Annotated in this window: 18 protein-coding genes and 6 tRNA genes; 6 read left to right on the top strand and 18 right to left on the bottom strand. The window is 69.9% G+C overall.

Features of this window, described 5'->3' with window-relative positions:
* Positions 1-7 precede the first annotated feature (7 nt).
* Both ADK67_RS34065 and ADK67_RS34060 read right to left on the bottom strand, forming a co-directional pair.
* A complete protein-coding gene (locus tag ADK67_RS34065; RefSeq protein WP_053720667.1) occupies positions 8-571 on the bottom strand; it encodes a TetR/AcrR family transcriptional regulator in 564 nt (187 codons plus the stop codon).
* A complete protein-coding gene (locus ADK67_RS34060) occupies positions 564-1400 on the bottom strand; it encodes an alpha/beta fold hydrolase (RefSeq protein WP_053720687.1) in 837 nt (278 codons plus the stop codon). Before ADK67_RS34060 ends, ADK67_RS34065 begins: the two co-directional genes overlap by 8 nt.
* A 132-nt stretch (positions 1401-1532) precedes the next feature.
* Between ADK67_RS34060 and ADK67_RS34055 the strand changes: the two genes are divergently transcribed.
* Entirely contained in the window at positions 1533-1949 is a 417-nt protein-coding gene (locus tag ADK67_RS34055; RefSeq protein WP_053720666.1) for a DUF6892 domain-containing protein, read from the top strand.
* A gap of 57 nt (positions 1950-2006) precedes the next feature.
* Here ADK67_RS34055 and ADK67_RS34050 read toward each other — a convergent pair whose 3' ends face one another.
* On the bottom strand, positions 2007-3155 hold the full coding sequence (locus tag ADK67_RS34050; protein ID WP_053720665.1) for a Dyp-type peroxidase: 1149 nt from the start codon (positions 3153-3155) through the stop codon (positions 2007-2009).
* A 182-nt stretch (positions 3156-3337) separates the two neighbouring features.
* On the opposite strand from ADK67_RS34050, the gene ADK67_RS34045 reads away from it, so the two are divergent.
* Positions 3338-4540 carry a right-handed parallel beta-helix repeat-containing protein gene (locus ADK67_RS34045; protein ID WP_053720686.1) on the top strand — a complete coding sequence of 401 codons (1203 nt, stop codon included), beginning with the start codon at positions 3338-3340 and terminating at the stop codon, positions 4538-4540.
* A 7-nt stretch (positions 4541-4547) separates the two neighbouring features.
* Here the strand turns inward: ADK67_RS34045 and ADK67_RS34040 are convergent, their stop codons facing one another.
* Complete coding sequence (locus tag ADK67_RS34040) at positions 4548-5261, bottom strand: hypothetical protein (protein ID WP_231648479.1); 714 nt, start codon at positions 5259-5261, stop codon at positions 4548-4550.
* Between the two features lie 159 nt (positions 5262-5420).
* On the opposite strand from ADK67_RS34040, the gene ADK67_RS34035 reads away from it, so the two are divergent.
* A complete protein-coding gene (locus ADK67_RS34035; protein ID WP_231648478.1) occupies positions 5421-7925 on the top strand; it encodes an SdrD B-like domain-containing protein in 2505 nt (834 codons plus the stop codon).
* A 113-nt stretch (positions 7926-8038) separates the two neighbouring features.
* Here ADK67_RS34035 and ADK67_RS34030 read toward each other — a convergent pair whose 3' ends face one another.
* From ADK67_RS34030 to ADK67_RS33980, 13 genes are all read right to left on the bottom strand, one after another.
* Entirely contained in the window at positions 8039-8917 is an 879-nt protein-coding gene (locus ADK67_RS34030; RefSeq protein WP_053720663.1) for a hypothetical protein, read from the bottom strand.
* 13 nt (positions 8918-8930) lie between these two features.
* Positions 8931-9419, bottom strand: a complete 489-nt coding sequence (locus tag ADK67_RS34025; protein WP_063797822.1) for a SigE family RNA polymerase sigma factor — start codon at positions 9417-9419, stop codon at positions 8931-8933.
* Between the two features lie 140 nt (positions 9420-9559).
* Positions 9560-9630: transfer RNA gene (locus tag ADK67_RS51530), tRNA-Cys, on the bottom strand.
* Between the two features lie 149 nt (positions 9631-9779).
* Positions 9780-9856 (bottom strand) — tRNA-His (locus tag ADK67_RS51525).
* A gap of 2 nt (positions 9857-9858) precedes the next feature.
* A tRNA-Val gene (locus tag ADK67_RS34020) sits at positions 9859-9931 on the bottom strand.
* Positions 9932-9956: 25 nt separating this feature from the next.
* Positions 9957-10022, bottom strand: a tRNA-Thr gene (locus tag ADK67_RS34015).
* A gap of 140 nt (positions 10023-10162) precedes the next feature.
* Positions 10163-10236: transfer RNA gene (locus ADK67_RS34010), tRNA-Asp, on the bottom strand.
* Between the two features lie 34 nt (positions 10237-10270).
* Positions 10271-10344: transfer RNA gene (locus ADK67_RS34005), tRNA-Arg, on the bottom strand.
* Between the two features lie 543 nt (positions 10345-10887).
* The gene (locus tag ADK67_RS34000; protein ID WP_053720662.1) at positions 10888-11877 is read right to left on the bottom strand and encodes a PaaX family transcriptional regulator; all 990 of its coding nucleotides are present in this window, start codon (positions 11875-11877) and stop codon (positions 10888-10890) included.
* 131 nt (positions 11878-12008) lie between these two features.
* Positions 12009-12935 (bottom strand): hypothetical protein, encoded by a 927-nt coding sequence (locus tag ADK67_RS33995; protein ID WP_231648477.1) that lies wholly within the window; start codon positions 12933-12935, stop codon positions 12009-12011.
* 116 nt (positions 12936-13051) lie between these two features.
* On the bottom strand, positions 13052-13606 hold the full coding sequence (locus ADK67_RS33990) for an RNA polymerase sigma factor (RefSeq protein WP_053720660.1): 555 nt from the start codon (positions 13604-13606) through the stop codon (positions 13052-13054).
* A gap of 134 nt (positions 13607-13740) precedes the next feature.
* Positions 13741-14910 (bottom strand): serine hydrolase domain-containing protein, encoded by a 1170-nt coding sequence (locus tag ADK67_RS33985; RefSeq protein WP_053720659.1) that lies wholly within the window; start codon positions 14908-14910, stop codon positions 13741-13743.
* A 65-nt stretch (positions 14911-14975) separates the two neighbouring features.
* Positions 14976-17981: a P-loop NTPase fold protein gene (locus ADK67_RS33980; protein ID WP_053720658.1), complete on the bottom strand. Its 3006-nt coding sequence runs from the start codon at positions 17979-17981 to the stop codon at positions 14976-14978.
* Between the two features lie 455 nt (positions 17982-18436).
* On the opposite strand from ADK67_RS33980, the gene ADK67_RS48365 reads away from it, so the two are divergent.
* From ADK67_RS48365 to ADK67_RS33965, 3 genes are all read left to right on the top strand, one after another.
* The gene (locus tag ADK67_RS48365; RefSeq protein ID WP_197289749.1) at positions 18437-19375 is read left to right on the top strand and encodes a fascin domain-containing protein; all 939 of its coding nucleotides are present in this window, start codon (positions 18437-18439) and stop codon (positions 19373-19375) included.
* A 10-nt stretch (positions 19376-19385) separates the two neighbouring features.
* Complete coding sequence (locus ADK67_RS33970) at positions 19386-19952, top strand: hypothetical protein (protein ID WP_053720657.1); 567 nt, start codon at positions 19386-19388, stop codon at positions 19950-19952.
* A 136-nt stretch (positions 19953-20088) separates the two neighbouring features.
* Entirely contained in the window at positions 20089-20982 is an 894-nt protein-coding gene (locus ADK67_RS33965; protein WP_157621087.1) for a fibronectin type III domain-containing protein, read from the top strand.
* A gap of 62 nt (positions 20983-21044) precedes the next feature.
* On the opposite strand, the gene ADK67_RS33960 is transcribed toward ADK67_RS33965, so the two are convergent.
* A partial coding sequence (locus ADK67_RS33960; RefSeq protein ID WP_053720655.1) for a non-reducing end alpha-L-arabinofuranosidase family hydrolase occupies positions 21045-22194 on the bottom strand: 1150 nt, incomplete at its 5' end.

Below are 22194 nucleotides of genomic sequence, written 5' to 3'. Positions count from 1 at the left end.
CTGAGGTTCACGTGCGGTGGAGGGGTGTTCGGAGCCCGGTGACCACCATGTGGATCAGCAGGTCGTAGGTCTCGTCCAGCTTTTCGGGCAGTTGGAACGCGTTCTCCGCTTGCAGCACCGCGAAACCGTGCATCGCCGCGCGCAGGCAGCGGGTCGCGTGGATGGCCTCGGACTCCTCCATGCCGTACGCGCGCAGGGCGGCCAGCATGATGTCGACCAGCCGCTGCCCGGCGCGCGCCACCATCGGCTCGGGTGTCTGGACGAGCGCGGAGTAGCGGTGCGGGTGCTCCACCACGTACTCGCGCCAGGTCGTCATGAGCGCGCGGATCGCCTCGTCGGCGGATCGGCCGAGCACCGCACCGCCGATCCGCTCGGCCAGGTCGTCCATGATCTGCACCGACATGAGCGCGCGCAGCTCGGCCAGGTTGCGGACGTGCTTGTAGAGCGACGGCGTGGCCACTCCCGCGCGGGAGGCAACTGCCGCCAACGTCAGCGCGGCTGGGCCCTCTTCGTCGACCAGGCGCAGCGCGACGTCGACCACCGCGTCCGCGGACAGCGCCGCCCTAGCCACGGGTGCCCGCCCCGAGGAACGCCAGGACCGCCGCCGTGACCTCGGCCGGGAACTGCACGTGCGGGTAGTGGCCCGCACCCTCGATCACCTCGACCCGGCCCAGCCCGGGTGGCATGGCCGCCACGATGCCCTCGCCCTCGGCGCGGGCATCGGTCCAGTCGGGGTCCAGCGAGCCCTCGATGACCAGCGCGGGGCAGCGGATGTCGCCGAGCCGGGCGCCCGCGTCGGTGGGCGCGGACATGCCCATGTTGGCCACTACCGCCATCCGGCCGGGCCTGCGGAGGTCCGCGTCGAGCGCGGCGACGTGCTCGGCGAAGACCGCCGGTTTGGCGCCGGGGTAGGCGTGGTCGAGGTAGCGCTTCCACAGCCCGACGCTGCGGAACACTCCGGCGCCCATGAGCAGGGCCATTCCCTTGCGGTAGCGGGGATTGGACAGCAGACCGCCGAAGTCCACCTTCTGCGCGCGGGTGAACGGGCTGATCTGCACGATGGCGCTGACCGACTCGGGCTCCTGCGCGGCCGCGATCGTGACGGAGCCGCCGGTGAACGAGTGGCCAACGAGCACCGCCGGACCGCCCAGGTGCCGGACCACGGCGAGCAGGTCGGCCGCCGAGTCGGTGCGGCTGTAGGAGGCCCAACCGGTGCTGGACTCGCCGTGCCCGCGCTGGTCGACGCCGGCGACTCGGTACCCGGCGTCGGCCAGTCGGACGGCCACCTCGCGGTAGGCGGCCCGGTTGTCGCCCATGCCGTGGGCCAGCACGATCAGCGGCCCGTCGCCGATCACGTCGTAGGCGAGCCGGCCGCCGTCGAGCTCCAGGAACTCCGTCATGTCCATCCCCTCACGGCTAATGGTGATAGCTCAGAAGCTAATGGCATTAGCCGCAGCTGTCAACCTCGGCATGGGGACTCGCCGCGCCGACTCCGAGCGTGATGGGTCATCGCCGCCTTATACGGTTCGGGTATGAGCCAGCCGATTCCGTTCGCCGACGTCAACTTCAAGCTCGCCGTCGTCCAAGAGCTGATGTACAACCAGGACCTCTTGCCGAGGTTCGACCTGCGCGAGTACGCCGCCGAGCAGGGCTTCACCTTCGACGGCGGGAGCGTCGAGGCGGTGCCTGAGGCGCTGGCCTACTTCGAGGCGCTCGAGGTCCCCGTCGAGCTTGCGGAGAAGATCACGGAGATCGAGATGGACGGCGGCAACGAGATCTACCTCGAGATCGCGCCGAACTGGGACGGCGAGGACGGGCTGTTCGACGTCGACGAGTTCGCCGACCTGCGGCACTTTCCCAACCTGAAGTCGATGACGCTGTTCTACACGGGCAACGAGGAGGCGCTGGAGACGCTGCGTGCCCGCGGAGTCGAAGCAGACTGGCTCTGAACCAGCCGCTCCTGCTCGGGCACGTCCAGCAAAGCTGAACCGACGCACGGGCGTGCGCTAGCCGAAGAGCGTGGCGCCGAGCGGGCGTTGTTCGTCGAAACCGGGGAGTACCAGGAAGTTCGCGCTGGCAGTGGTGGTGGTGAACGGCAGCAGTGCGTCGCCGTTGTCCATGCGGGTGAGGGTGTTGGTGAACGTCCGGATGTCGTTCTGGAAGCTGATGAAGAGCAGGCCGGGTGCGGGGTCGTCGATGCCGTAGGAGCGGCGCAGCATGAGGCCCACGCCGACCACGGCGGAGTGCGCTCGACGGAGGTGTGCGTCCGCCGGGATGAGATAGCGCCCGTCCGGCGTCTTGGCGCCGAGGTCCGGGTCGGAGGCGATGGTGCCACCGGAGAGGGGCGTGCCGGTGTCGCGGCGTCGACCGAAGACCGCCTCCTGGGCGGCTGCGGGCAGTGCGGCGAACCGTGGCAGGTCGAGTTCCATGCGTCGGAGCACGGCGATGGTGCCGCCGGTGACCGGAGTCGGTCCGGTCAGCCAGAGGTCTCGCTCCTGTTGGGCGGTCGTGTGCGGGCCCACGATGCCGTCGATGAAACCGAGCACGTTTCGCGGCGCGGTGAGGCCCGGGTTCACCGGAGTGGCCGGACCGCGGCGTCCGGACTGCCGCCAGCGTTCGCGCACCCGGTCGCCGGCCTGGTTCAGCAGCGCCGCGGCGACGACCGACAGGACGACCGCGTCGCCGGCGCAGAGCTGCATCAGCAGGTCGCCGCCGCGGGCTCGCGGGTCGATCTGCTCGCGGGAGAACTGCGGGAGGTCCGTGGTGCCGGGCAAAGAAGGATCGACCATGCGCACCAGTCGGGGCCCGACCCCGATCGTCACGGTGAGATCGCCCGGCGGCAGGCCGAGCAGCCGCGTGTCGGTCCCCGCGGTGAGCGTGCGGATGGCCTCGCCGAGTTCGGCCAGCAGCGGGCCGACAGCCGCACCGTCATCGACGTCGCCCACCACGACCAGCAGGTTGGGCTGGGCTTCGTGGGGGAGCGTGATCCCGGCCTGATGAGGACCCGTTGGTGACACCGGCGTGGTCGCCTCGGTGCCATCGCGCCCCGGCTGGGTGGAACCCGGTTCGCACCCCGCGGTGAGGCCGGCGGCCAGGGCGGTGGCGCCGGCACCGAGAAACGCGCGGCGTGACGGGTGGTGGTCGGCTCGGCGCACGGCGTGGAGAGTGCCAGATTCGCCCTGCGGCAGGCGAATCCGGTGGTCGTGCCAGACTGGGGTTCATGCTTCGTTTCGGTCTTGCCGTGATCGTGGCGGCATTAGTAATGGCCGGTTGCGGCACTGGCGATGACGGATCGGGCAGGGGCAGCCGACCGGCCGGCACGCAGGTGACGATCCGGGTGCCCGCCGACGCCCCGACGATCTCCGCCGCGGTGTCCCTCGCCCAGCCCGGTGACCTCGTCCTGGTCGCGTCGGGCGTCTACCACGAGTCGGTCAAGGTCGACAAGGCCCAGGTCACCGTTCGCGGCGAGTCCCGGGACGGGGTCGTCGTCGACGGGCGGTTGCGGCAGCCCAACGGCATCGTCGTCACCGCGCCCGGGGTGGCCGTGGAGAACCTGACGGTGAAGAACAACACGCAGAACGGGGTCCTGGTCACCGGTTCGGCGAGGGCGGCCGCCGGAACTCCCGGTGACGGCGGCTACGACACCGGCGACGAGCCGGTCACCTTCCTGAAGTCGTTCCTGGTCTCCCATGTGACGGCCACCCGCAACGGGCTGTACGGCATCTACGCGTTCTCCGCCCAGGACGGTGTCATCGAGCACTCGTACGCGTCGGGTTCGGCCGACTCGGGGATCTACGTCGGACAGTGCAAGCCCTGTCGCATCGTGGTGCGGGACAACATCGCCGAGCTCAACGCGGTCGGCTACGAAGGCACCAACGCCAGCGGGGACATCTACGTGGTCGGCAACCGCTTCGTCGGCAACCGGGTCGGGCTCACCACCAGCTCCGACCACCAGGAGAAGCTGCTCCCGCAGGAGGGCGGCCACGTCGTCGGCAACCTGATCGCGGCCAACCAGCGCGACTCGACCCCCGAGCAGGCCGACGGCGGGTGGGGCATCGGTGTCGGCATCGACGGCGGCAGCGACAACCAGGTCATCCGCAACCGGATCGACGGCAACGCCAACGCCGGGCTGGTGATCACCGCGACCGCCGACATCCCGCCGAACGGCAACCAGGTCGTGGACAACACCTTCACCGGCAACGGCGTCGACGTCGGCTGGACGTTCCCCACCGCGACCCGAGGACGGGGCAACTGCTTGCGCGGCAACGATCTCGCGACGACGGCGCCCGCTCAGCTCGCGACGACCGCGTCCTGCCCGGTCGCCGACCAGTCGCCGTCCGGCACGTGGGCGGCACCGGAACCACCTCGCGGAATCCCGTTCACCGACGTGGCCGCACCTGCCCCGCAGCCGCAGTTCCCGAACGCCACCACCACGGGAGCCACCGCTGTGCCGGCCGTTCCCGCGCTGCCGGACATCGCGAAGATCCCGCTGCCGTCGGCGTCGCTGCTGGCCGATGGCGCGCTGGTGCGGACCTCCTGAACGAGGGTTACCCCGTCGAGGTGACTCCGGGCGCCGGCTGGACCGGAACGTACTCGCGGGTGTCGAAGTCGATGACTACCGGCTGCGGCTCGGACGCCACGTCGGCCTGAACCCGGTGCATGGTGCCGTCGGAGTCGACCCAGTAGCGCACGTTCCCCGCGGTGCCGGGCTTGGCGCGAGCGCTCGGCCCGGACATGACGTCCACTTGGTGTCCGCCCACCTGGTCCCGACCGACCCAGGCGGCGCCGTTCTGCGGCAGCAGTTCGGCGTTGTCCGGTCGGTCGCTCCCGAGGTTGAGCGCGATGAGCAGCGAACTGTCCAGCGAACTGCCGGACGTTTGGAGCGGACGCCGATGCCAATCGGATCCGGGCGGCGACGCCGGTGCCTCCGTCGGGGCGTTCGCCATCGGGTGGACGAACACGGTGGTGGCGTTCCACTGGATCAGCCCGTCGCTGGACGTGTCGCGACCGGCGCCGCGCACCACCCCGTAACCGAGCTTCGCCCGGTAGTCGATGGCTCCGGTGATGACCAGGCCGCCGGCGGTGGTCGGCACGGTGATCGTCACCGCGCGGCCTCCCGCCTCGTGGTTGCGGAACCGCGCGATCGCCAGCCGGTTCACCTCGTCCGAGGTCAACGCGCGTGGACCGGTGGGTTCCGAACCGGGAGCGATGATCAGGAACGCGGCCACCGCGGCCGCCGTGACAGCCAGGGTGCCGATCACCGCCACCATCCGGCGCGGCCGTGACCACCCGCGCCGCGGAAGGCGTTGCCGGACTCGCATGCTCCGCACGCGGCGGGACACTAACAGTGCGCTGACTCATCACGGTGATTCACCCGAACGTATGGCATGGGGGAGACGTCGTTCTGGTTGGCTGTGACCGTGCAAAGCGACTTACACAAGGGGATCACCCTGCGTCGGGGAACCCGGACGCGCAGGGGCGGTGGGCCGGCGCGGTTGGGGCTGGCCGGCCTGCTGCTGGCGAGCAGCGCCATCACGGGAGCGACCGCCGGGACGGCTGCCGCGTCGCCGACGGACGGCACGCTGACCGTGCAGGTGTTGCGGGACTTCTTCGGCACGGGGGTGATCAACACGACGATGGACGTGCCGCAGCAAGGCATGCACGTCGACGTCTCCGACCGACAAGGCGGCCACGTCACCGGCACCACGGATGCCACCGGGAAGGTCGTGGTGCCGCCGTCGACCGCGCTGACCGGCGGCCACTACCGCGTCGACGTCACGGTGCCCGAGCCCTACAGCGACTACCTGCGGGCGGCGCCGGCCTCGACGGCGGACAACCACTTCGACAGCTTCACCACGTTCGTGGACGTGTCGGGCGGCAAGGACGACTCGGTGATCACCGGGGTCTGGAACCCCGCCCACTACACGTTGCCCGACACGCGGTACTTCGTGCCGGTCCAGAACGGTGGTGACGGGACGGACCCCCGGGCACTGGTGGCGTTCGGGGTGAACACCCGCGGCACGTGTCCCGAGGATGTCGGGTGCCCGACGACGCTGGCCACCCAGGCCCAGGTGGGCACGACGTTCGGGTTGGCCTACGACAAGGACCGGCGCCGGCTGTTCCAGGGCGCGTTCGCCAGGCGGCACGCCCTGTACGGGCCGGAGGGTGGGGACGCGATCTACACCGTTCCGGTCGACGGCGGCGGCGCACCGACGTTGTTCGCGAAGGTGCCGGGCGCCGCGGTGACACCCCACGACACCGCCGACATCATCAAGGACGGCGGGTTCACCAACGCGCCCGGCAAGGAGAGCATCGGCGGCCTGGCCCTGTCGGAGGACGGCTCCACGCTGTACGCGCTGAACCTGTTGACCCGAACCCTGGTCAGCTTCGACGCCACCGGGGCCACCGCCTCGCCCGCGGCCTCGGTGCCGGTCCCGGACCCGGGCTGCGCGGCGCCCACCGACTGGCGGCCGTTCTCCGTTGCCGCGCACGACAGCACGCTGTACGTGGGTGGCGTGTGCAGCGCGGAGAGCACGCAGAACCGTGCGGACCTGAAGGCTGTCGTCTACGCCTACGACGGCACGCAGTTCACCGCGGTGCTGACCCAGCCGCTCGGCTTCAAGCGCGGCGAGGTCCTCAGCGGCCGATCCGCTCCCGGCCAGACCGACCGCTGGAACCCGTGGGACAGCGCCCTGGCGACCTGGGACGACCACTCGGTGGGCGGTGGCGGCACGATGATCGATCCGCAGCCGCAACTGGCCAGCCTGGCTTTCGGGCGTGACGGGTCGATGATCCTCGGCTTCCGCGACCGGTTCATGGACGTCGTGGGCTGGGACGCGCTGGACCCGCGTCCGGGCAGGAACACCACGGAACGCGGCTTCGCCGGTGGCGACATCAACATGGCCTGCGTCAACCCTGCCGGTGGCTACTCGTGGGAAGGCACCGGGAACTGCCCCGACCACGCGAACAACGACACCAGCGGCGGCCAGGACGGCGACGTGGTCGAGTACTTCCCGGGCGACTTCTTCCGGCGCCCCGCGGCGCACCAGGAAGCCGCGCTGGGGTCGGTCGCCTACATCCCGCGGCAGCGATGGGTCATCAGCACGCAGATGGACCCGACGGTCAACGTCGCCACCGCCGGGACCGGCTACTACGACATCACGACCGGTGAAGGGCCTGGTAACAACCCTCCGGCCAACGCGTACGAGTTCGTCGGTCGAAACCCGAGCCACGGGTTCGGCAAGGCCGGTGGGCTCGGGGCCATCGCGTACCAGGCGGCGAACGCGCCGATCCAGATCGGCAACCTGGTGTGGTTCGACGGCGACCGCAACGGCGTCCAGGACCCGGCGGACGTGCGGCTGCCGGGCGCGACGATCAACCTGCTGGACTCCACCGGCAAGCAGGTCGCCACGACCAAGACCGATGCGGCGGGCGAGTACTACTTCGGCGGTGTCGGCGCCGCCTACGAACTCACGCCGGGCGCGGAGTACACGGTGCAGTTCAACGTCTGCACCGCGGACACCGGCAAGGTGCCGAGCCAGCCGCCCGCCACCGACCTGCGGTTCACGCTGGGGCTGACCGGCAGCGACCGGGTGCACGACTCCAACGTGGTCCCGCCGACCACCGGGCAGCTGTGCAACGGGTTCGCGCCCGTCACGGCGCCGGCGAATCCCGGAGAGGTCGATCACACGATCGACGCCGGCGTGCACATCCCACAGCCACAGCCGACCACGACGACGACACCGGCGCCGACCACGACACCGCCGCCGACCACGACGTCTCCGGCCGGCACGAACACGGGTTCGCTGGCCGACACCGGTGTGTCGTCCGGTCTGCCGTGGGTGGTGCTCCTCGGCGTCCTCGTCCTCGGGGTAGGGGCGGCACTCGCGTTCGTGAGCCGGAAGCGCAACACCAAGCAGGGCTGACAACCGGTCTGCCCGTTGCGGGTCGAGGGCTGGGCGGTGGCGGCCACCCGAACCGGCTGGATCCGGATGTGTTCGTCCGGGCCGGTTCGGGTGGCGCTTCCTCGTCCGCTGACCTACGGGAACAGCGTCAGTGCCGGGTCGGCGCCGATGGCGATGAGCTGTTCGACGGTGAACGGAGGCGCGGGCGTGGTCGGTCCGTCACTGCCGCCTGTCGTGGCGACGTTCTCCGAGTGGATCCGCAGCGAGGTGCCGTCCGCACGGATGATCCGCACCTGGTGCTTGCGGGTTCCCCTCTCGTACTCGAACGCCTCGGTGAGGATCTTCTCCCCGTGGGGCCCGGTGAGCTCCGCGCAGTCGATCCGATCGGGCGTGTCCTTCGCCTTGCACGGCGGGTTCAGCGTGGGGAAGAAGGCGGGCGAGGTCTCGAACCCGATGTTGCCGTCCCCGAGTGGTGTACGGGCCGTCGCCCAAGCGTGGAGGGTGGCCCGGACGTCGCAGACGGACACGTCGGGGTACGCCGGCTCGACCGTCTGGTAGAACTCCAACGGCCCTCGGGGCGTGCCCGCCGGGAACGTCGCGTTCGCCACGAGCTGCACGTCCGGACGTTGTTCCCGCACGGCGTTCGTGGCGGCCTGGGTGAGGCGCACGGCGGCCTCGGCGACGGTGTCCAGGTCGCCCTCTTCGCACCGCGGTGGCAGCACCGGGGTCGGGATCGAGGTGACCGTGTCCGCCGGATCAGGGCCGGACGGGTGCGCCGTCGACGGCCTCGAGCTCGGTGGTGCCGTGCCGACGGTCACGTCACGGTCGTCGGCCGGTGTCATCGAGTACGCGACCACACCGGTCAGCAGCACCACGGCCACCCCGGCCGCGACCGTCGGGTGCGTCACGCGGCGAAGCCGGGCCGCGCGGCGGCCGCGGACGATGACCGCGTCCACGTCGACCGTGGACGGCGGCACCTCCCCGATCGCATCGTCGAACAGTTGCTTGTCCATCACGCACCTCTCGCTAGTCGGACTGCGCTGCCCTGGCGCGCAACGTGTCGAGCCCCCGCGCGGTCTGGCTCTTCACGGTGCCCACGGAGCAGCCGAGGATCTCGGCGGTCTCTTCCACCGAGAGATCGCAGTAGAGGCGCAGCACGACGGCGGCCCTGCGCTTGGGCGGCAGGCCGTCGAGCAGGTCGAGCAGCTGGGCCCGGTCGACCACGGCGAACTCGGCCGCCGTCGGCAGCTCGGGCAGCTCCTCGACGGCCTCTTCTCGGCGCCACGGCCTGCGCTTCTCGTCCAGCCAGGTGCGCAGCAGCGCCTTGCGGACGTACGCGTCGATGCCGGCCGTCGCACCGACCCTCGGCCAGTGCCGGTACAGCTTGCCGATGGTGATCGACACGACGTCGTCCGCGGTGTGCCAGTCCCGACACAGGAGGTACGCGGTGCGCCGCATCATCTCCATCCGAGCCGTCACGTACTCGCGGTACGCGCTCTCCTCGGACCGTTTCACCCCGGTGACCTCCTGTGTTGTGCCTCTACAACAGCAGGAACGCGCCCCGGATGCGGCGGGGTTGCCTCAAGTCGAGATGAATCCGAACGGAAGTTCCCGGGCAACGCGCCTTCCCCACAGCGGAGCAGACGGACACAACGAGACCCACCCGGGAGTCGAACCCGGAATCGACGGCTTTGCAGGCCGCCTCACGACCGTCGTGACGTGGGTCGGGACGATCGCGCCCCAGGTCACTAGGGCGTCGATCCGGTCGCGCGTCCTGGTGTCGAACCAGGCACCCCGGAGATATGAGCTCCGGGTGACCGCCGGGTCACGCGCGTGGACCAGCGGTGCCGAGGGCTCTCCGGCACGGGGCGTGGTTGGGGTGACCGACCGGACTCGCACCGGCTTCGACCAGAATCACAATCTGGCGCCTCGTCTACTTCGGCTTCGGTCACAGTCGTCCCGCCAGGAGTCGAACCTGGGACCCTCCGCACGTCGGGCGGATGCTCTGCCTGCTGAGCTACGGGACGTCACCACCACCTGATCAGGCGGCGGCTCCCCTGCCAGGACTCGAACCCGGTCCTCCCGCTTACGAGGCGGGTGCTCGGCCTGTCGAGCTGAAGAGGCAGGCGTACCGTCGCGCTCCGGTGCCTTGTCGGATGCCCGCGAGTCGAACGCGGTGCGTCCTGATCCCAAATCAGGTGGGGTCGCCGTGCCCCGCGCATCCGTTGCCCCGTCGACGGCTGTCTCCGACGGGGTCGCGCTCACGACGGGACTCGAACCCGCGAATCGCCGCATCGACAATGCGGTGCCCTAGCCGCTGGGCCACGTGAGCATCTCGACGCCGACGTCTTGCGGACGCCGGCGCGTGCCCCTGCCAGGAGTCGAACCTGGGACCTCCGCGTTCGTAGCGCGGCGCTCTGTCCGACTGAGCTACAGGGGCTCGGTAACCAGGAGGATCGGCACGCCCGGGTTGTCCCCGGTCGGCTGTTCCCCCGCGCCGCCTCCGGTCGAGTGACGACCAGAGGGCGCGGCGCATGAATCAATGTCTGCTCCGCTGTGGAGTTGTCAACGAACACGCCGAACCCATCGGAATGGGCAGCATTCAGCAGTGACGGAACCTCGGGCAACGAATGGGTGGCGTTTTTCTGCTTCCCAAGCGTCACCAGGAAAATGATTGCCGGCGCAGCAAACGAAGAAGCCGCCCGGATCGGTTTCCCGATGGGCGGCTCCCTGTCCACATGACCCGATTCCAGGTCAGGGCGGGGAGTCCGCGCCGTTCAGCGGCATTGCACGCCGGATCGAGACGGGGTGGTGCCGATCGAAGGACGGGCACTCGACGACGATCGCGGGATGCTGACTCAAGCGCTGCGACCCTCGCTTCCGCATGCTCGTCATGACTTCGGCTCCTCGTCTCGTGGTGTGCCTCAAGCATGCATCACCGCATCGACTGCCGCAACGCATTTATTTCTTTCAGGGGAGAGGGTCACCCTGATGCGCGATTGGTCGTGGCCTTGGTGGAGGAGCCGATGACGCCGACGGCCATTTCGGCGACGGTGTGGGTGCGGATGTCGGGGCGTGGTTCGTCGTCGACGTGGGCGGCGACGGCTCGGACGTGGTCCTGGGCTGGTTCGGCCAGGCCGTCGTACACGGCGACGAAGGTTTCCCGTGCGCGGGTGCGTGGCCAGTCGGGAGGCAGCAGTTCGAGGGGGAGGAGGGGATCCAGGGCGGGGAAGCGGCGGTAGGTGTCCATCACCTCGGTGCGGGCGCGGACGGCGGCTGCGCCGGTGATGTCGTCGGCGCGGATGCGGGGCAGCAGTGGGGTCCAGCGTCGGACGAACGTCTCGTACTCGGCGGCGATGGCCGTGATGTCCCAGGCTTCGATCGGGTCGCGGGTCGTGCCCGAGGCGAACCGCAGGTGCCGCGCGCGGAACGCGGTGGTGGCGCCGGGTGTGGCCGCGACGAGTTCGGCGTGGTCGTGTTCCTTCATCGGGTGCGGTGACACCCAGACCCCGTCGTAGAGCGGCGCGTAGCCCCGCCATCGCAGTTGTGCCCGCAGGGAGCTCCGCCGGCTCTTCTCCTCCTTCGGCATGGTGAAGACGAAGGCCGTCCACGACCCGTCCCAGGAGTCGGGTCCGGCGGCGAAGCCCGCGATGGAGATGCCGCCGGACGACAGGTCGCCCGCGGCGGGCCCGGTCAGGCGGTAGGAGCTGTGCCTGCCCCGTCTGCTGCCCTCCAGCACGCCTCGGCGGGCCAGCCTGCTGATGGCGGTCCTCGCCGCGCCGGCGGTCACGCCGAACTCGCCCAGCAGGGCCACGATCGACGCGGTCGGCAGCCACGCGCGGGAACTCAGGGTGTAGTCGGCGATCAGGGTCACCGCCAAGCCTTGGGGCGAGCTGCCGCTCTGCCGCCGCGGCAGCCGCACGGAATCGGCGACGTCGGGAAAGATCTCTTCGACGTCGAACGGGCTTTCCACGGTGCGCTCCCGTTGCGGGTCGGCGTGAAGGGCGAAGCCGACTCTAGTGGGACGGTCGCGCGCCTCCCACTGAACCGCTTCTGGGAGGGCCGGCACGATGCCGGCCCTCCCAGAAGCGATTCAGCGGGAGGTCAGATCTTGCCCGCCGCCACGTCGGCGAGGGTCACGCGGGACGACTGGTAGTGCACCACCATGTACTTCGACGGTTGCGGCGAGTTCTCGGCCGGGAAGACCTCGTCGCGGAGGGGGAGGCCGTTGTCGGCGTTGAGGGTGAGCACCGCCGAAGCGTCGCCGCCCAGGATTTCAGGGCTCGCGGTGATGGTCAGCGCGCGCTGGCCGTCGAGGTCGGTTTCGCCGACGGTCACCTCGTTGATGGTCGCGAGCAGCTTCAGCACACCCGCGCGGACCTCCGCGTTGGCGGCACCGACGAACAGCGCGTACGTGGTGTTGCTCCACAGGTGGTTGTTGATGCGGTTCTCCAGGTCCTTGCCCGTCGGCCGCGGGTTGGGGTCGGGAAGCTCCTTGCCGAGCGCCGCGACCTCCGCTTGGGCGTCCGCCCAGGCCTTCTCCGCGTCGGCGGGGCTCAGGCCGACTCCCAGGGCGTTGTTGGCGGCGGTGATCATCGCGACCCTGGCCTTCTCCACGTCGCCGTTCGCGGCTTCGCGGGCCGCCGCCATCACCTTCGCGTCGAACGGCGCAGCCTGGTCGTCGTTCTTGGTCACCGAGGCCGCCAGGGTCTTCGCCGAGTCGCCCTTGAAGACCTGGCCACGGTCGGTGTAGACGGTGTAGTAGACGTACGGCGCGTTGTCCGGCAGGGTCTTCGTGCCGATGACCAGTGACGAGTCACCCGGCAGCGCGGCGGCGGCCTTGACCTGGGAGGCCAGTTCCACGAGCGGTGACTCGACCACCGGCGCGGCCGCCTCGGTGGAGGGGCCGGTCGGGACGTTGCCGTCCGTCATGCCCATCACCACGGCCGCGGCGACGGCCGCCGCGCCCACAGCGGCGACACCCGCCCTGGGCCAGGAGAACCGGCGCTTCGACCGCACGACGTTGTCCACGGGCTCCACCATCGCTGTCTTCAGTGCCGTGCGAGCACGGTCGTAGGCCTCAGGACTCGGGGATGGCACATCACTCAGCTTCTTCATCAGGTCCATTTCATCCATGTGTCGTCTTCTCACTTCGTCGGGACTTGCAGCAGCGCGGCCACTTCCGGGGCTTCTCGCAACGCCTTGCGCGCCTGGTGCAACAGGCGGCGAGCCGTGCCTGCCGGGAGCCCGAGCACCCGCCCGGCCTCCGCGACGGTCAGGTCCTCCCAGGCGACCAGGCCCAGCACTTCCCGTTCCTCGGGTTTGAGCCGGGCCAGAGCCCTGCTCAGCAGCGCCTGCGTGTCCACGCGGACATCGACCGCCGGCCAGGGATCCCAGTCGCTCGCCACGCGGGTCAGGTCCGACGCCGGCTCCTCGGCCGGTTCCGACCGCCAGTGCCGCCGCAACCTGTTCAGCGCGACTCCGTACAGCCAGGGCCTGGCTTCGGGGTACGAACGGTCGTAGGTCGCCCGGGACTCGTAGGCCGCCACCCACACGTCGCCGAGCACGTCCTCGGCGGCCTGACGTCCCACTCTGCGTGCGAGGTAGTTCCCGATCGCCGTCTCGTGACGGCTGATCACTTCCACGAAGGCATCGGTGTCTCCGCGCAGTGATCTGCCGATCAGTTCCGCGTCTGACGACATGAAGCTCCTCGGTTTCGCTTCGCCCTTGCACCCTGTCTTTGCCAACGGGCGGCGAAAGCGTTCAGGCTGGGCGAACCTGCAGCTCAGCGGCACGGTCGCCGAAGTGGAGTGAGCCGAAGTGATGTGTGCCGAGGTCAGGCGAGGCCGCGCAGGGCGGTGACGAGGTTGGCGGCCGGTTGGTCGGCGGCCGGGGTGTTGCGGATGTTGTTCATGACGTAGCCGAAGGCGATGCCGGTCGCGGGGTCGGCGTAGCCGAGGGAGCCGCCGAGGCCGGTGAACCCGAACGCGGTCGGCGAGTGCCAGGCGGTCGCGGGGGTGGGCAGGCCGAACCCGAGGCCGACGTGGAACGGCTGGAGCGTGACGAGGTCGGGGCCTGAGGTGTGCTCGGTGGTGGCCGCGGCGAGGGTGGCGGGGGTGAGGACGCGGTGGCCGTCGACCTCGCCGATCAGGGCGGCGTAGAGGCGTGCGAGCGACCGCGCCGTGCAGATGCCGTTGGTGGCGGGGATCTCGGCGGCCTGTTCGTCGGGGTCGTTGTGGTCGAACGGCGGCTCGACGCAGGTGTAGGCACGTCGGGTCAGCGAGGTGGGGTCCGCCAGTGCGGCGGCGATGGCGCGGATCGGTTCGGGCAGTCGGTCGAGGTCGAACGCGGCCGCGTCGAGGTCGAGCTCGGGCTGGACGAGCCGGCTGACGCGGTGCTGTTCGGCGTTGGGCAGTCCGATGTGGAAGTCCAGGCCGAGTGGCTGGGCGATCTCGTCGCGGAAGAAGGCGCCGAGGCTTCGGCCGGAGACGCGGCGGACGACCTCGCCGACGAGCCAGCCGAACGTGAGCGCGTGGTAGCCGTGCCGGGTTCCCGGCCTCCACTGGGGACGTTGCGCGGCGAGCGCTTCGGCCATCGGGTGCCAGGCCAGGGCGTCGGCGCGGGCGACCGGCCGGTCCAGCGCCACCAGCCCCGCCTGGTGGGTCAGCAGCCAGCGGACCGGGATGTCCTGCTTGCCTGCCGCGGCGAACTCCGGCCAGTAGCGCGCGACCGGTGCGTCCAGGTCCAGTTCGCCGCGCTGGACGAGTAACAGGGCGCACACCGCGGTGGCGGCTTTGGTGGTGGAGTAGACGATCTGCGTGGTGTCGCGTTCCCAGGGCCGGCCGGTGCCCGGGTCGGCGAGCCCGCCCCACAGGTCGACGACCGGACGGCCGTGCAGGTACACGCCGACCGCGGCGCCCACCTCGGCGCCCTCGGCGAAGTTCGCCGCGAACGCCTCGGCGACCGGCTCGAAACCGGGGGCCGTGTAACCGTCGATCTCAGGCACTGCGCTCCTCGGATTGTGGTGGTTCACGCGCCGACCGCACGTCGGCCGAGCGTGACCACCGGTGATCAGCGGAGCATGCCTTCAAGCGCGGCGGTCTCCGCCGGGGCGATCTTCTTCGCGCGGGCGTGGCCGATCAGATCTACCACGTGGGGCTTGAACCGTTCGAGCGCGTCCGCGGACAACTCGCCCAAGCGGTTCAACGCATCCGTGACGAGTTCCCGTTCGCGTTCCGCGGTCAGGCCGTCGTGGACGGCCTGCGACACGATGGGGTGGATCACGATCCCCCCTGGGGGGAGGCTCACGAAACCGTACTGGTGCAACGTCGCGATCGCCTGGTCGAGCACGGTCCGGCCACCCGGGACGAGGCGTTCGGCCAAGTCCCTCGGTATCGACGCGGCGGTGAGGAGCACGAGGACCTGGAGGACCTCCTCCGCCTGGGGGTTGGCCTCGCGCAGGAGGTCGAACGACCGTTGGAACGTCCGCATCACCGTCTCCTGCGGCGGTGTGGAGCTGAGGTCGTTCAAGCGGGTGAGGTAGTCGCCGGGATCCAGACCCGAGCGGCGGAGGTAGGCGCCGGCCGTCGAGAGCGCGAGGGGAAGGTTGCCCAGCCGCGCGGCGAGTGCCTCCGACGCCGGCAGGTCCTCCGAACCGGAGATCGCGGTCAGCAGTTCGACGCCTTCCTCGTCACGCAGCGGCCCCACCTCGACGATCGTCGCGTACTCGTCCCACGCCCGGTTCCGGGAGGTGATCAGCACGTGGCCGTTGCCCGTCCGGGGCAGGAGGTCGAGCACGTCGTCCAGCCGGTCGGCATCGTCGTAGACGAGCAACCACCCGCTGCGTGAGGCGAGTTCGTGGAACAACCCGGTGGCGGGCACGCCCAACGCCGTCGCCAGCTCCGCGAGGTCGTTCCGCGCCTGTTCCGCCCGCACCCACCAGGTGATCCGGTACTCGGCGGCGCGGCTGTGCGCGTAGCTCAGCGCGCTCGTCGTCTTGCCGCTGCCGCCCAAGCCGAAGAGCACGCACATCGTGGGTCGCCTGACCTCCCCGGACGGGGCGAAGCACGCCGAGATGCGCTGCTCGACATCGGGACGCGACACCAGGTGGATCGGCGCGAGCGGAACGTTGTCGAGCACGGCGCCGCTGCCGGGGTAGTGGATGTTGACACCCCCGACGACCGTTCCAACCACTACCCCTCGTTCACCGGCCACGATCAACCCATCGCCGGAGGCCGCCGACGACACGTCGACCGGTTTCCTGAACCCGCGCACGAGCACCTCACCCGCGGCGGCGTCGTCGAGCCCCACCAGGTCGACCAGCACCTGGGACTCCAGCACCTCCGGGACGTCACAGCGTTCGACGCGCACCACCACGACCCTCGTCCTGGCCGCGATGGCGGCGGCCAGCACCCGCTGGTGCCCCACCGATCCGGCGGATCTCGCGCTGAGGATGCCGACCACGTGGTCGAACGACGCCATGTCCCGGTCCGGTCCGGGCACCCGGGGATCGGTCACCGACACCTCGAACCCGCGCCCGGCGAGCAGCTCCCGCACCCACTCGCCCCACCTGGCGTCCGACCGGACGCAGCTGACCAGGACCCGGTCGGGGCCGTCCTCGGTCACCCCCGCTGTGACCTGCTCGACCACCGTCACCGCGTCCACGAAGGACAGGTACCGGTCGAGGGAGACGCCCTCGAACGAGTCGTCCTCCGTGACCTCGTGGCACATCATCGTCCGCAACGCCGGGTAGCGCTGCGAGAACTGCTTCACCTGCTCCACGAACACGATGTCCGTCTCGTCCGTCGCCTCCGGGTCGCGGTAGGCGCGTTCCAGCCTGCCCAAGAGCGCCGGGTCGTCCACCGCCGCCCGGTACACCTGCACGAACTGGGCCTGGATGATCACCAGCTTGGCCAGCACCGCGGGCACCAGGGCCGGCCCCGCCAGATCCTTCAGCAGCGAGAACGCCTGCACGCTCCGCTTGATCCGCCTCGGGTTGTACGGCGGCGTGCCTCGCAGGATCGGCACGCAGGCGTGCACGTCCGGGTCGGCGGACAGGCTGCGGACGAACTCCTCGACCGCGCTCTCGGCGGCGGGCGGCAGGGAGTAGGGCAGCTGCACGACCTTGTCGAAGTACGTCTCGCCGAGGCGGCGGCGGGTGTCGGCGTCGGACAGGTCCTTGTACTTCACCGCGATGGCCTGCTCGACGACCTCCCGGTCGACCGCCAGCAGGAACACGCAACCGGGTTCGTCCAGGAACAGCTTGAGGGTCTCGATGATCTGGAGCGTGTGCTCCGGCAGGCAGCGGTCGAGGTCGTCGATCACGACCACCAGCGGCTTGTCGCGGTAGGCCACTTCGAGCAGGTGGCGGAACTCGGTGTTGAAGTCCTCCAGCACGGACGACTGCTCGCGGTGCGAGCGGCTGCGGCGGAACTTGGTGAAGTCGGCGCCCAGTTTGATGTCGAACAGCTTCAGCAGCGCGTCGGGCTTCATCCCGAGCAGTGCTCCGACACCCACCAGTGCCTTCGTGCCCGGAAACTGCCAGGCGGTGGACAGCCAGCCGCCACCGAAGAGGGCCGCCAGGGAGCTGTTGACCGGGTTGCCGGCGACGGGCACCAGGCTGACCGCCGCCAGCACCAGCAGGACCAGCATCGCGATCCGGAACAGCAGGACGAACAACTTGCGCGCCACTTCCCACAAGCCCGTCCGCAGGTTCAGCGACTTGCCCCAGACCCTCAGCAGCATCCACCAGCGCCGCCGGCGCGGGATGGCCTGCTTCGCGCCTTCGAAGACGGTCTGGATCAGCGCGGCCCACAGCTTGTCGTCGTGGACGTACTTCCACGCGTCGAACCAGATCGGCTTGATCCCCGACTGCTTGAGCGCCTTCTCCACCATCTTGAGGAAGCTGGTCTTCCCGCTGCCCCACTCCCCGTAGACACCGACGGTCCACGGGGTCCGCCTGCGCTCGATCGCCGCGATGTTCGCGGCCAACGGCTCCGCGAACCGCTCGAAGCCGAGCTTGTCGTCGGCGGTGGGGGTGTCCGAGATCGCGGCCGAGGCGGTTTTCGGATCAGTCACCCGGACCGCACCTCCATTCAGTCGTACGGCAGGTGCATCGGAGCGGGCAGCCGATTCGTTTCACCGACCACCCGTCCGGGCTGGGTTTCTGCGCGTCCAGTCACGATGCGCCTATTCCACACCGACCGCTCCCGCGCAGCCGGCCGGACATCGATCCACCATTCCGCGCACACCCGTACATCCGCCCTACCACGACGATCATGGCACGTCATGGGGTCGGTCACACCATTTCCGGAAAAACCCGAAGTCCGCATTAGGGCGGACAATCGCGCAACGTGGGCAGAAACCTGTTACCGTCCGGTAAATCACGCATCGGGCCGGGTCATCCGGCGTCCGAGTCGCGCCCGACGGAAGACGGGGAGAGCGTTATGCCATTAACCGCGGCCAACCTCGCAACACTCGGAGAAATACCGATCAGCATCAGATCAACGGCTTTCTCGAACGTGTACCTGCGCATGGACGGCACCGGCGTCACCGCCACCACCGGCGCCGGCGGCGGCAAGGTCAACTGCCAGTTCGGCGCCGCCGCCTTCGAGAAGTTCAAGGTCCGTCCCCAGGCCGACGGGTCCTACGCCTTCGAGTCCGCTGCCTTCCCCAAGGTCTACCTGCGCATGGACGGCTCCGGCGTCACCGCCAACCTCACCGACGGCGGCGGCAAGGTCAACTGCCAGTTCGGCGCCGGCACCCTCGGCCCCTACGAGAAGTTCAGGGCCGTCGCCCAGGCCGACGGGTCGTTCTCCTTCGAATCCGCCGCCTTCCCGAAGGTCTACCTGCGCCTGAACGGCGCCGGCCTGACCTCCAACGCCAACGGCGGGAGCGGGACGGTCAACTGCCAGTTCGACGCCAACGGCGGCATTCACGAGAAGTTCGTCCTCGACCTGGCCGACCAGAGCGTCGACTTCGACATGCAGCACCAGGAGCAAACCTGGTGGTGCTGGAACGCGGCGTCGGTCAGCGTCGCCAAGTTCTACAACCGGAACGCGGCCTGGACCCAGGGTCTGCTGGCCAACGCCGAGTTCGCGCGCAACGACTGCGTCGTCGACGCGGGCCGGGAGTCGCCCTGCAACTGGGGCCGGTGGCCGGACGGGCCGCTGGACAAGGTCGGGCACTTCGGCGAGCGCCTCAACAACGCCCTGACCAGCATGCAACTCGCCACCGAGCTGGCGAAGCCCGCGCCGGTCGTGGTGAACATCGCCTGGAGAGACGGCAACGGCACCATCGTGGGCGGCCACATCGTGGCACTGCGCGGACGTTCACTGCGAGACGGAGTCGAGTGGGTCAGCGTGAGCGACCCGTGGTCCGGCGACTCCGACATGACCTACGACAACTTCCGCAACCGCTACCCCGACAACGGACTCTGGAACGTCAGCTACAAGACCAGGCCCCAGGGCTGAAGGAGCTCGCATGCCACTGCACCTGCCCGACCCGCCGGCCGGCCTCCCCGACAAGGTCCGGACGAAACTGCACGCGTTCGCCGACGGCGCCCACTTCTCCACCAAGGCACTGCGCGGAGCACGCAAGGACCGCCTCGACCTGTCCACACCCCACCAGGTCTTCACGATGGGGCTTGACGACATCACCGCCGGCGCCGGCCTCGACCGGGCACGGCCGATGGGCTGGCGCTACCTCGTAGAGGACGGCGGACAACCCATCGCCAGCGCCGAGACCAGCCCGACCGCGGACGGGGACCAGGAGGTCTCGCAGTTCACCGAAGGGCCGTTCGTCGCCGAAACCGACAAAGCCGTGAAGATCGTCCGGAAGCTCCCCCAACTCACGGCGGCCGGCTTCGAGCTGCGCCTGCTGCGCATCCCCGCCCTCTACGTGATGGCCCTGTGGCTGCACTCCCCGGTGACCGACCTGCTGGTGCCGCTGGCCCCTTCGCCGGTGGGCAAGGACGGCAAGCCGGTGCCGGCCGCGGAGTTCCTCGCCGACCTGGTCGAGCTGGCAGGCAGGGCGACGCCTCCCGCCTGACGGTCACGCGTTCGTCCCGGGCGGAGACCCGCCGACCGCGGCTCGTCCACCTCACTGCGACTGAATGGTCCACAGGCACCGACGTTGTTTTGCGGAACACTGTCCGTGGGCGAGCGAATACGGAGAGGTCACAAAGTTGCGCAATAAATCGAACCCATTCCGCGTCACCGCCTTGTCCCTGGTGTCGGCCGTGGTGGCCGCCGGGGCGCTGACGGGGGCCGCCGGTCCGGCGTCGGCGCAGACGACCGCGGTGCGCATGGACTACACCTGCACGACCTCCCTCGGGCCGAGCGCCCAGGTGACCGTGTGGGTCGTCGGCGGCCTGCCGGACGAAGGCGCGGGCCTGAACACCGTCGCCAGCGACGACTACGCCCACATCGACGTGGACCTGGACCTGCGCGAGCTGCGCCCGGCCTTGACCTTCGCCGGCGGGGTGCGCCTGGACGGCGACAGCACCGCGACGCTCAACGCGAGGATCATCGGCCCGGACGGGACGCGGACCACCCAGGCCCCGTTCACCCTCGCGCCCACGTGGTTGACGACCACCGAGAGGACGGCGGTGCGGGCCGCGGGCGCCTTCCCGGTGCAGCGGCTGAGCACACCGGGCAGCTACGACCTGCGCGTGGACGACCTGGCGTTGACCCTGCGCCCGGAACGCGCCGACGGCACGCCTCTCGGCACGGTCACCGCGTCCTGCTCGCACGACCCGGCGCAGAACGACCTGCTGGGCACCGTGATGTCGCAGTGGGCACACTTCGAGCGGCCGCCGCGCCCGAGCTGGCTGCGGGTGGTCTCGACGACCCCGACGTCCGTGACGCTGGCCTGGGAAGGCTATCCCTGGTGGAACCCCACCAAGGGCTACGAGGTGTACCTGGACGGAGGGAACACCGGCCTCGTCACCGATGAGCAGGTCACGCTGACCGGGCTGACCCCTGACAGACAGCACCGGGCGAAGGTCGTCACCGTGGACGTGCAGGGCATCCGCTCGACCATGAGCGCAGGTCTGATCTTCACGCTGCCACGGGCCTGACCCGCACGACTGCGCGGGCGGGCTCGGCTTGTGCGCCGAGCCCGCCCGCTCCAGTTCCACCGTCAGCGTTGCAGGGTCAGCACGCCCGGTCGGTACGGCAGTTGGCCGTAGTCCATGCCGTCGGAGCGGGGGTCACGCCCCTGGTAGAGCAACTGCAGGTTGCAGGGATCGATGGTCTTGGTCTGGTCGGGGTTGGTGCGGATCAGGTCGCCGTGGCTGATGTCGTTGGTCCACGTGGCGCCGCTGTTGGCCTTGCCGGCGAAGGGGTTGCTCTGGGTGTCGGCCTGCGGGGTCCACGTGCCGCCCAGGCTGGTGGCGGTGAACGAGCGGAAGAAGCGCCCGTTCGAACCCTGCGCCTCGACGATCATGAGGTACTGGTTCTGACCCTGGACCTTGTAGACCTCGACCGCTTCGAACAGGTTCTCCGGCGTGTCGCTCATGATCTTCGTGAACGACGAACCGAAGCTGCCCGGGAAGTTCCCGATGGGCATGCTGGCGCGGTAGATGCCGCCGAGGTCGTCGGCGAAGAACATGTACATGTTCGTGTCGTCGGCGATGAGGGTCTGGTCGAGAGGTGCCCCGGCGGGGAGGGTGCCCGTGAACAGCTGCTGCTGCGCGGACCAGCCGTTGGGGTTGGTGGGGTCGCTCGAGGTGCGGTAGGAGAAGGTGTCCGGCCAACCCCACTGGTAGGCGATCACCCAGATGTTCTTCGGGGCGAAGTAGAACAGCGTCGGCGCGACGGCGGCGAAGGGCAACGTGTGCTGGGTGGCGCCGGCCATGTCGGACCAGTTCGTGAAGGGGCTGAAGCTCATGCCTCCCCAGCTGTCGCCGGTGTCGTGCGACGTGCCGTAGACGAGCTTCCTGCCATTGTGGACGACGGCGCTGAAGTCCTTGAGCGACACCCATCCCGACTTCGGGTTCGCCAGCGGGCCGGTCGACGTCCAGCGGTATGTCGACGGCAACGCGCACGTGCCGTTGCCCCCGTCGACCCGGACGAGTTGCCACTGCTGGTTGCCGCCGCCCCAGTCGCTGTACTGCACCACGGCCGCGCCGTCGGCGGTGGACGCGCCCTGCACCTCGACGACCTTGTTGCTGTTGCGGTTGACCAGGCGCACGTAGCCGCCGTCGGAGTCGGCCAGCCGGAACTGCTGGTTGGTGCCGTTGTGGTCGGTCCACTGGTGGATGGCGGCGTGGTCGGCCGTCGACCAGCTG

It is taken from the genome of Saccharothrix sp. NRRL B-16348, assembly GCF_001280085.1.
Taxonomy (GTDB): Bacteria; Actinomycetota; Actinomycetes; order Mycobacteriales; family Pseudonocardiaceae; genus Actinosynnema.
Note: the sequence above shows the minus strand (reverse complement) of the source record. Positions and strands in the feature narration are given on the sequence as shown.